This is a genomic window from Thioalkalivibrio versutus, from assembly GCF_001999325.1.
GTDB lineage: Bacteria > Pseudomonadota > Gammaproteobacteria > Ectothiorhodospirales > Ectothiorhodospiraceae > Thioalkalivibrio > Thioalkalivibrio versutus.
In genome coordinates this window covers 88795-95932 of the sequence record NZ_MVAR01000019.1, presented here as the reverse complement: position 1 = coordinate 95932, position 7138 = coordinate 88795, and the positions used below count along the sequence as shown (strand labels likewise).

General features: G+C 66.7%; 6 protein-coding genes. All 6 read right to left on the bottom strand.

Translation table 11 applies throughout. The features are described 5' to 3' along the window. Window positions 1-81: 81 nt before the first annotated feature. The 6 genes from B0684_RS07860 to B0684_RS07835 all read right to left on the bottom strand — a co-directional run bounded on the left by B0684_RS07860 (window position 82) and on the right by B0684_RS07835 (window position 7127). On the bottom strand, window positions 82-1110 hold the full coding sequence (locus B0684_RS07860; RefSeq protein ID WP_018168808.1) for a CDP-6-deoxy-delta-3,4-glucoseen reductase: 1029 nt from the start codon (window positions 1108-1110) through the stop codon (window positions 82-84). Between the two features lie 90 nt (window positions 1111-1200). Continuing rightward, complete coding sequence (locus tag B0684_RS07855) at window positions 1201-2187, bottom strand: alpha/beta fold hydrolase (RefSeq protein WP_018168807.1); 987 nt, start codon at window positions 2185-2187, stop codon at window positions 1201-1203. A 3-nt stretch (window positions 2188-2190) separates the two neighbouring features. Further along, a complete protein-coding gene (gene ubiD / locus B0684_RS07850) occupies window positions 2191-3654 on the bottom strand; it encodes a 4-hydroxy-3-polyprenylbenzoate decarboxylase (protein WP_018175928.1) in 1464 nt (487 codons plus the stop codon). Between the two features lie 45 nt (window positions 3655-3699). Then, on the bottom strand, window positions 3700-4467 hold the full coding sequence (xth, locus tag B0684_RS07845; RefSeq protein ID WP_018168805.1) for an exodeoxyribonuclease III: 768 nt from the start codon (window positions 4465-4467) through the stop codon (window positions 3700-3702). Further along, window positions 4464-6515: a M3 family metallopeptidase gene (locus tag B0684_RS07840; protein ID WP_018175927.1), complete on the bottom strand. Its 2052-nt coding sequence runs from the start codon at window positions 6513-6515 to the stop codon at window positions 4464-4466. The genes xth and B0684_RS07840 overlap by 4 nt, the downstream gene beginning before the upstream one ends. A 93-nt stretch (window positions 6516-6608) precedes the next feature. After that, entirely contained in the window at window positions 6609-7127 is a 519-nt protein-coding gene (locus B0684_RS07835; protein WP_018168803.1) for a hypothetical protein, read from the bottom strand. Between the last annotated feature and the right edge of the window lie 11 nt (window positions 7128-7138).

Genomic DNA, 7138 nt, shown 5'->3' with positions numbered 1-7138 from the left:
GTGTCCTCCGTGCCCTCTGTGGTGCAATCCGCCCTACTTCGTGCGCTTCGCGGTGAACAAACAACGTGGGCGCCGGCGCTGTTACTCGGCCGGGGTGGCCGGTTCGAAGCTGTCGTAGTACAGCTGCTCCGGCGGCAGACCGGCCGCTTGGAAGGCCTCGCGCGCGGCGTGGATCATCGCCGGTGGCCCGGCCATGTAGACATCAAAGCCGGACAGGTCCGGGTACTCCGACAGCACCGCATCGTGAGGCCAGCCGCTGACGGCCGCAAAGCCGGCGGCGGTCTCGGCCGGCGTATCCGACAGCACCGGCGTGAAACGGAACTGTCCGGCGTGCTCGGCGGTCATCTGCTGCAGCCAGTCCGGGGCATAGATGCCATCGGCGCCGCGGGCGCCCCAGAACAGGTGGTGCGGTCGATCCAGTCCCTCGGCGGCCAGATGGTCCAGCATGCCTTTCAACGGACCAAAACCGGTGCCCCCTCCAACGAACAGGCGCGGGCGCGGGGATTCCTCGTCGACGAAAAAGCTGCCCAGCGGCCCCTCGATACGCAGCAGCGCCTTGGGCTTGAGCTCCTCGAACACCATGGTGGAGAAACGCCCGCCCGGCATGTGCCGAACATGCAGGGACAGCTGGGCATCGTCGTGCGGTGCGTTGGCCAAGGAGTAGCTGCGGCGCTCACCCCCCTTGAGCAGGATGTCCAGATACTGCCCGGCGAGAAACTGGAGGCGCTCGGCGGCCGGGAGCTGCAGACGCAGCTCCATCACGTCGTCGGCCAGGCGGTTCAGGGCCGCCACGCGACACGGCAGGGTCTTGACCACGATGTCCCTGGCCGCGCCGATCTCTTTCACCTCGATCTCGAGGTCGTCCACCGGGACCGCCTGGCAGAACAAGGCCATGCCGTCGGCCAGTTCCGCCTCGCTGATGCCCGGTGGCTTGTTTGGCCCGTGATCGACCTCGCCCTGCAGCACCCGCCCCTTGCAGGAGCCACAGGCGCCATTGCGGCAGCCGTAGGGAAAGGCGAAGCCCTGGCGCAGGCCGGCTTCGAGGACGGTCTCGTCGTCTTCGACCTCGAATACATGGCCACTGGGCTGAATGGTGACATCGAACGCCATCGGAAACCCTCGGTCGCGGAAAGGCCGTTATTCTCGCCGCTGCCGCCCCGAACGCAAGCAACCGCAGTCCGACCGGGTCGGCGGCCTCGGCTACGGGTCGTGGCGGGGGTTGGGAGCCAATACCGCAGGCGAGCCCGCCGGATCGGTCGTAACCCGCTGCATCCAGTCGACTAGGCGGGTGGCCGTGGTCTGCCAGTCGGGGGCGTGCAGAATGAGATGCGGCCAGTCAGCGTCGGTCCAGACCTCGGCCTGGCCCTGTGGATGGGCACGGGCGGCCATGTAGACCGACTCGCGCTGGATCGTCCCGTCCTGCTCGCCCCACAGGTACACCACCGGGGCTGTGACGTGGCCGATATGATCCGTAGCGTACTGGGCCAGCCAGACCACGCCGGCATAGGTATCCATGCGCACGCGGCGAATGATGCGCGGATCCGTGGAGAAGCGTTCGACCGCGGCGGGCGCGAGGCTGTCGGAGTAGTCGGGGTCGATGGTCAGCGTGAGCCCGCCGGCGAGGACCTCGCTGGTACGCACGGCGGCATCCCAGAAACCCCGAGCGGGGATCCCGCCACGCAGGCCCGGGGCAATGGCCATAACCCCGGCGACCTCCAGTTCCGGATGAGTGGCGAGGCTCGCTAGCGCGGCGGATCCGCCCATACTCTCGCCCAGCAGGAAAACCGGTCGCCCGGGGTACTCCGCTTGCACCGCGCGGACCATTGTAGCCACGTCGCTGATCAGGGGTTCGGCACCCGGCCAGCGGCCGTGCGGCTCGCTCGTGCCATGGCCGCGCTGATCCAGCGCCTGGACACTGTAGCCGCGATCGGCCAGCCAGGGGCCCAGGGCTTCATAGGCACCGGCGTGATCGCGGAAGCTGTGCAGGGCGATCACCACGGCGACGGGTTCTGCGGCCGACCAGCGGCGGACGCGATCGGGGGCAATCGCTGCGTGCGCAGGGGCTTCCTTCACTGGGGTCCCCGCCGCGCGCACGGTTTCACGCTCCGGGGCGGCCGCACAGGCGGTCAAGGCCAGCAGCAGTACAGCCAGGAGCCCGACCGCGCCCGGGATTCGGCGGCGCGTCACGCCTCATATCCCCAGTTCATCCCAGATCTCGTCCACGCGGCGCTTGACCGCCTCGTCCATGGCGATCGGCCGGCCCCACTCGCGATCGGTCTCGCCCGGCCATTTGGAGGTCGCGTCCATGCCCATCTTCGAGCCCAGTCCGGAGACTGGGGAAGCGAAATCGAGATAGTCGATCGGGGTGTTTTCCACCAGGGTGGTGTCGCGGGCCGGGTCCATGCGGGTGGTGATGGCCCAGATCACGTCTTTCCAGTCGCGGGTATCCACGTCGTCGTCGACCACGATCACGAACTTGGTATACATGAACTGACGCAGGAAGGACCACACCCCCATCATCACGCGCTTGGCGTGCCCCGGATACTGCTTGCGCATGGAGACGACGGCCAGACGGTAGGAACAACCCTCGGGCGGCAGGTAGAAGTCCACGATCTCCGGGAACTGCTTCTGCAGGATGGGAATGAACACCTCGTTCAGGGCCACCCCGAGCACGGCGGGCTCGTCCGGCGGGCGCCCGGTGTAGGTGGAATGGTAGATCGGCTGATCGCGATGGGTGATGCGGTCGATGGTGAAGACCGGGAAGTCGTCCACCTCGTTGTAGTAACCCGTGTGGTCCCCGAACGGGCCTTCCGGCGCAGTATCCCCCGGGTGGATGTGCCCCTCGAGCACGAACTCGGCGGAGGCCGGGACCTCCAGGCCGGAACCGATGCAGCGGGTGACCTCGGTTCGACTGCCACGCAGCAGCCCGGCGAAGGCATATTCGGACAGGGTGTCCGGCACCGGGGTCACTGCGCCGAGGATGGTGGCCGGATCGGCACCCAGGGCGACCGCGATGGGAAACGGCTCGCCGGGGTGGGCCTGGCACCAGTCGCGAAAATCGAGGGCCCCGCCGCGATGGGACAGCCAGCGCATGATCACGCGATTGCGCCCAATCACCTGCTGGCGATAGATCCCGAGGTTCTGACGCGACTTCTCCGGGCCACGGGTGACCACCAGGCCCCAGGTAATCAGGGGGCCGGCGTCTTCCGGCCAGCAGGTCTGGACCGGGAGTTGGTCGAGATCAACCGCATCGCCTTCTATTACATGGCGCTGACAGGGCGCCCCGCGGATCTTCTTGGGCGCCATGTCCAGCACCTTGCGAAAGATCGGCAGCTGTTCCCAGGCCGCCTTGAGCCCCTTGGGCGGATCCGGCTGCTTCAGGAAGGCAAGCAGGCGCCCGACCTCGCGCAGGGCTTCGACAGAGTCCTCGCCCATGCCCATGGCCACCCGCTCCGGAGTACCAAACAGGTTGGCGAGCACCGGGATGTCGGAGCCGGTAGGGTTTTCGAACAACAGGGCCGGGCCGCCGGCGCGCAGGACGCGGTCGGCGATCTCGGTCATCTCCAGGTTCGGGTCCACCTCGCGGGTGATGCGGCGCAGCTCGCCGCGCTGTTCGAGGCCATCAATGAAATCGCGCAGATCCTTGTACTTCACGGGGTCTCCCTCGGGAATTGCCGGTTGGTGCGACCCGGGCCACGGTTAGGCGGAGAATTCCGCCCAGACCGGGGCATGGTCGGACGGACGCTCCCAGGCACGCGGTTCGCGGTCGATGCCCGCGGCCTGCAGACGGGCCTGCAAGGGAGCGCTGGCGAGGACCAGGTCGATGCGCAGACCCCGATTGCGACGGAAGGACGCAGCTCGATAATCGAACCAGGAATACTCCTCCGCGGGCTGCTCGAAGGCGCGGAAGGTATCCGTGAGGCCGAGATCGGTAAGCGCGGCCAGGGCCTCGCGTTCCGGCGTGGAGCAAAGGATGCGCTCGTGCCAGGCCTCGGGGTCGTGCACGTCGCGATCATCCGGGGCGATGTTGAAGTCACCGAGGACCACGAGATTCGGGTGCTGCGCAATCTCGTCGGCCAGCCAGGCGTGCAGCCGCGCCAGCCAGTCCAGCTTGTAGGCGTATTTCTCGGTACCGACGTTCTCGCCGTTCACTACATACAGGTTGACCACGCGAACCTCGCCGATGGTGGCGGCGAGGATACGGCGCTGGGCGTCCTCGAGCCCGGCCGGGTCGGTGACCACGTCGGTGGCCTCGGTGCGGGAGATGATGGCCACGCCGTTGTAGGTCTTCTGCCCGGAGAACACGACCTGATAGCCCGCATCACGGATGGCCGCGGCCGGAAAGTTCTCGTCGGTCAGCTTGGTCTCCTGCAGGGCCAGGACGTCGGTCCGCGAGCTCCCCAGCCAATCGAGGACCTGCGGCAGACGCACCTTGAGCGAATTGACGTTCCAGCTGGCGATCTTCACGCGGCTTTCTCCTCCAGGCCGCTATGACGCAACAGGGCGTCGATCTGCGGATCGCGCCCGCGGAAGGCACGGAAGGAATCCGCGGCCGGGCGCGAGGCTCCGGCCTCGAGAATCTCGCGCAGGTAGGCCGCCCCCACTTCGGACGAAAACAGACCTTCCTCTTCGAAGCGCCCGAATGCGTCAGCCGACAGGACCTCGGCCCACTTGTAGCTGTAGTACCCCGCGGCATAGCCGCCAGCGAAGATGTGGCCGAAGCCGTGGGCGAAGCGATTGAACGCCGGCGGATGGACCACCGCGATCTCCTGACGCACGGTCTCCAGGAGCCGCTGGATGTCCGCGGCCTGCGCAGGGGCGGGCCCGGCATGCAAGCGCATGTCGAAGAGGGAGAACTCGACCTGGCGCAATAGCTGTAACGCCGCGTGGAAATGGCGCGTCCCCTGCAGGCGCTGGAACAGGTCCTCGGGCATCGCCTCGCCGGTCTCGTGGTGGCGCGCGAACAGATCCAGCGCCTCGCGTTCCCAGCACCAGTTCTCCATGAACTGGCTGGGCAGTTCGACCGCATCCCATTCCACGCCGTTGATGCCGGCGATGTCGGGTTCGTCCACCCGGGTCAGCATGTGATGCAGGCCGTGACCGAACTCATGGAACAGCGTAATCACTTCGTCATGAGTGAAAAGGGCCGCCTTGCCGTCCACCGGCGGGGTGGAGTTGCAGGTCATGTAGGCGACCGGCAGCTGGGCGCGGTCCTCGGAGATGAAACGGTTGCGGCAGACATCCATCCAGGCGCCGCCGCGCTTGTTCTTGCGGGCGTAGAGATCGAAGTAAAAGCCAGCGCGTTCGGTGCCATTCGCGTCAAAGATGCGATAAAACCGGACGTCGTCGTGCCAGGTCTCGATGCTGTCGTCGGGCTCGAAGCGGACCTGGAACAGACGCTGGACCAGGCCGAACAAGCCGCTGACCGCGCGGTCAGCGGGGAAGTAGGGCTTCAACATCTCCTGGCTGAGACCCAGGCGCCGCTCGCGCATCTTCTCGGCCGCGAAGGCCATGTCCCAGGCCTCCAGGGTTCCGAGGTCGAGCTCGTCGCGGGCAAAGGCGCGCAACTCGTCCAGGTCGCGCTGGGCCTGGGGGCGCGCGCGGTGCGCCAGATCCTGGAGGAAGCCTTCGACCTGCTCGGCGCTATCGGCCATCTTGGTCGCGAGCGAGCGCTCGGCGTAGTGGCGAAAGCCCGTTAGATGCGCCTTCTCCTCCCGCAACTGGAGGATCTCGACCATGATCTCGCTGTTGTCGTGATTGCCGGCGCCGGGCCCGAGGTCAGACGCACGCGTCGTGAAGGCCTCGTAGACACGGTAACGCAGGTCGCGATCCTCGGCGTGGGTCATGACTGCGAGGTAACTGGGGATATCCAGGGTCACGACAAAGCCCGTCTGGTCGTGATCGCGAGCGTTCTGCGCGAGCATGGCCCGATCGGACTCGGAGATGCCGGCGAGCGCGGCCGCATCATCGGTCTGCCAGGTCCAGGCCTGAGTGGCGTCCAGCACGTTCTCTTCGAAACGTGCAGTCAGCTCCGAAAGGCGGGCGTTGATGGCGCGCAGGCGTTCGCGCTCGGCCTCGGGGAGATTGACGCCGCTCAGATGGAAATCACGCAGCATGTCATCCAGCACCTTGCGCCGCTGGGGCGAAAGCTGCGCGTACTCTTCACTGTCTGCCAGGCGACGGACCGCCCGGTACAGGCCCTGATGCTGCGAGACCCAACTGCCGTAATCCGACAACAGGGGAAGGCTGGCGTTGTATGCCTCGCGAATCTCGGGACCGTTCATGACCGCATTGAGGTGACCCACCGGAGACCAGACGGCATCCAGGCGCGTGTCCAGCGCCTGCAACGGCTGGATCAGCGTGGCCCAGGTTGGTTGATCCCCGGCGGCCGCGACCAGCCGATCAATCTCCGCGCGATTCTCCACCAGGACGGTTTCCACCGCGGGCAGGACATGTTGGGGCTCGATGGCACGAAAGGCGGGCAGCCGGTCGGTCTGCAGCAAGGGGTTGGACACGGTATCTCCAGGGGTCGGGCCAGCAGTGGATTATGCCATTCGGACAGAAAGCCCGGCAGGGTGTTCCCGGCAACGGGGTCGTCGGGGCGAAGCTTACGGGCTCGGCGGGCGAACGGGGTGAAAGACGGCATGGCCAGCGAGGCGGGCGAGGAGTCCGTAGGCCCACTGGCAGCGCAGCCCGGCATAGGCATCCACAGCAGCATTGTAGCGGCCGAGGGCCTCCGTAATTGCTTGGTCCAGTGCCGCTACGCGAGGGGGCAGTCGATCGGGCGAAACCGACAAATTGTTATATTTATCAAGGATTTGTGTTCGTATATGGTCCCATTCGGCGCGGATGGCGCGTTCGCCCCGGGCCAGACCAGGAAGATCACCGCAGCGTCGCGCTCGCTCCTGTTCCTGGACCAGCTGTTGGAGCGCCCGCAGGTCCAGGGGCGGATCAGCCCGGGTCGCGGAACAAGCCCGCTCCAGCAGGCCATTGCGCTGGGTGAGCAGGGTATCGAGTCGATCCCAGGCCGCGACGACGCGGCGTTCATGGACCGCAAGATGGGTGTACAGGCGAAACGCGACCAGCGCCAGAATCACCAGGACCAGGAGTGCGGCCAGGACCTGCATGGTGCCGGCGG

Bases quoted from the DNA above. Each gene is read 5' to 3' on its own strand.
- B0684_RS07835 (WP_018168803.1), bottom strand. From the start codon at position 7,127: ATGCAGGTCCTGGCCGCACTCCTGGTCCTGGTGATTCTGGCGCTGGTC.
- B0684_RS07860 (WP_018168808.1), bottom strand. From the start codon at position 1,110: ATGGCGTTCGATGTCACCATTCAGCCCAGTGGCCATGTATTCGAGGTC.